Source organism: Oceanispirochaeta sp. (genome assembly GCF_027859075.1).
Classification (GTDB): domain Bacteria; phylum Spirochaetota; class Spirochaetia; order DSM-2461; family DSM-2461; genus Oceanispirochaeta.
Window position 1 is genome coordinate 1 of sequence record NZ_JAQIBL010000151.1, and the last position, 2,709, is coordinate 2,709.

Here is a 2,709-nt window from a genome sequence, read left to right on the forward strand (position 1 = left end):
GATTTGTTCCGGTGGCAAATAATCATAGACATAAAATATTACAGACAGTTTCAGTTCGCCTATCTTGTATTTCCTTCTTTTTGGTTTACCAGGCAGTTGGGCCTACCGTCTTGTCAATACTTCTGATTCTATGATCGCCTACAGGAGTGAAGAGTTTGAATGGGGTGGAAAGTTTACAGCCTGGTGTGATACCGGACTCAATTGGATTCCAGCCAGGATCTCAGCCGGAATGATCTTAATCGGAGCATTCCTGTTTCCAGGGGCTTCCTTTAGAAAGAGTTATCAGTGCCTATTGAGAGAAAGAAAGAAAACGGCCAGTCCCAACGCAGGATGGACCATGAGTGCCATGGCTGGTGCACTGGATGTGATATTGACAAAAAAAGGGGAATATACCCTGAATGGAGGCAGCAGTCCTTTGAATAGCAAAAAGATAGATATATGTTTAAAAATTACTGTATTATCCCTGATGCTGACAATGGTTGTACTGATAGTATTGATTAGGGGGGGATTATGGGCTCTGAACATGGTGGGTTGAACTATTCTGAATTAAGAGATTTGGGTATATCACCAGATGATGTCATCGATTTCAGTGTGAGCATTAACCCAGATCCACTACCCGATTCTGTGATCATAGATATCCGGAATGCAAATATTACCCGGTATCCCGATTCTAACTGTGTCTTACTCAAAGACAGTATTGCCTCCCATAACAAAATTGATTCTGACTCAGTTCATGTCGTTAATGGAACTTCTCAGGGGATGTTTCTCATCGTTTCGGCCCTCTTGAAAGAGAATCAGAATGTGGCTATTGTAGATCCTACCTATAGTGAATATTACGATGCCTGTAGTCTTAAAACTAAGAATATTCATTCCATCAGAATGACACCCCAGGAATCATTCCGAATATCTGTGAACAGGATCATAGAGAAAGTTCATTCCGTAAAACCCGTGCTTCTATGGCTTTGTTCTCCCAATAATCCGACGGGGACATATTTAATTGAAGAAGACTTTGAAATGATCAGAAAAGCCTGTCTTCAGGAAAATACAATCCTTATCCTGGATGAAGCCTATGTCTGCTTTGTGCCCGATCCCAGGCGGTATAACCCGCTCCGGGAAGGAGTTATTGTCTTGAGGTCAATGACTAAGGATTTTAGTATTCCCGGGCTTCGTCTGGGATATCTCCTGGCCTCTCCTGAAATCCTCAAGAAAATTAAAAGATGGCAACCCGAATGGAGCATCAGTACTCCAGCTCAGGATGCTGGAATCGCCGGGTATCGGGAATTGGATTCTTTTAAAAAAAGCTGGCAGATGACAGCCTTCAGAAGAGATTCTCTCAAAAAAGACATTGAAGATCTTGGCTTTAACGTCTATGACAGCAGTTCCAATTTTTTTATGGTGGAAGTGGACGATGCAGAGGCTCTTAAGGCACATTTATGGAAAGATCTAATTCTTGTGAGAGACTGCCGCTCATTTGATTTGGACAATATTATCAGGATTGGAATCCGAAGGGATAAAGATAATCATAAACTTGTTCAGAGCTTTAAGGGCTACATTCAAAAATGATTCTGGTACTGGGGGGTGTCAAATCAGGAAAAACTTCATGGGCTGAATCTACAGCGGCTCATTGGGCTGAGAAGAACCGGGGGGAAGTTGTTTATCTTGCTTCTGCCAGAGCCTGGGATGATGAAATGAAACTCAGAATCAAAAGGCACCAACAGTCACGCCCTGAAGAATGGCAGACAATTGAAGAGCCCCTTGATATCTCTGGAGTTCTTAAGCGGGATGATCTCAATGCAAAAAATATTGTTATCTTTGACTGTCTGACTCTCTGGCTGACAAACCTTCTCATGGATCATGGAGAAGATTTCACTCAGGAAGAAGCGGAGGATCTTGTACAACTTAAGATGAATGAGTTGATGAGAGCAGTCGAAGAGTTTCCAGGAGAAATCATTGTTATTTCCAATCTGGTGGAACAGGGCCTGGTTTCTCCTCATTTTCTGGGCCGTATCTTTCAGGAGATTGCCGGACGCTGTCATCAGCTTCTGGCAGGTGAATCAGAGGAAGTCTTTCATATGATTGCCGGTATACCTCAGAGGCTGAAATGATGAATCATCAGGAAATAGAAATCCTCCTCAAAAGAATTGAGAGGCTGGATCTCTGTTCGATGGAAGCTGTTACCAGACGATGGGATCGCTTGACGAAGCCCCCCGAAAGCCTCGGGAAACTGGAAAAACTGGTTTCCAGACTGGGGGGAATCCAGAGAACGACCCAACCCCATCTCCGGAATAAAATGGTTTTATGCTTTGCTGCCGATCATGGAGTTGTTGCCGAAGGAGTCTCTCCTTCAAAGCAGATTGTCACCGCAGAGATGGTGAGGAATTTTCTGAATGGAGGTGCAGCCATTTCTGTTCTGGCCTCCCGATCGAATGCTGATTTGAAGGTCATCAATGCCGGGATGGTGTATGAAGTTGATCATCCTCGGATTATACAAAAATCCATTGCAAAAGGTACTGCTAATATGCGCAGGACCAGAGCGATGACGGAAGAACAGGTCTATCAGGCTCTTGAATTGGGTTTTGAAAGCGGTTCGGCTGAGATTGATAATTTCTGTGACTTACTGATCACAGGTGAAATGGGTGTTGGAAATACAACATCTGCCAGTGCCATATATTCTGCTGTTACCGGTATGAATCCGGAATTGATAACAGG

The 2,709-nt window shown here is 43.6% G+C and carries 4 protein-coding genes; all 4 read left to right on the forward strand.

Going from position 1 to position 2,709, the window contains the following annotated elements; translation table 11 throughout:
- Positions 1–37 precede the first annotated feature (37 nt).
- Entirely contained in the window at positions 38–535 is a 498-nt protein-coding gene (locus tag PF479_RS08490; protein WP_298004908.1) for a cobalamin biosynthesis protein, read from the forward strand.
- Positions 511–1,563, forward strand: coding sequence for a histidinol-phosphate transaminase (locus PF479_RS08495; protein WP_298004899.1), 1,053 nt, complete (start codon positions 511–513; stop codon positions 1,561–1,563). The genes PF479_RS08490 and PF479_RS08495 overlap by 25 nt, the downstream gene beginning before the upstream one ends.
- On the forward strand, positions 1,560–2,105 hold the full coding sequence (cobU, locus tag PF479_RS08500) for a bifunctional adenosylcobinamide kinase/adenosylcobinamide-phosphate guanylyltransferase (RefSeq protein ID WP_298004902.1): 546 nt from the start codon (positions 1,560–1,562) through the stop codon (positions 2,103–2,105). Before PF479_RS08495 ends, cobU begins: the two co-directional genes overlap by 4 nt.
- A partial coding sequence (locus tag PF479_RS08505; protein ID WP_298004905.1) for a nicotinate-nucleotide--dimethylbenzimidazole phosphoribosyltransferase occupies positions 2,102–2,709 on the forward strand: 608 nt, incomplete at its 3' end. The genes cobU and PF479_RS08505, both read left to right, overlap by 4 nt.

Coding starts and splice junctions, on each gene's coding strand:
- PF479_RS08495 (WP_298004899.1), top strand. CDS start 511: ATGGGCTCTGAACATGGTGGGTTGAACTATTCTGAATTAAGAGATTTG.
- cobU (WP_298004902.1), top strand. CDS start 1,560: ATGATTCTGGTACTGGGGGGTGTCAAATCAGGAAAAACTTCATGGGCT.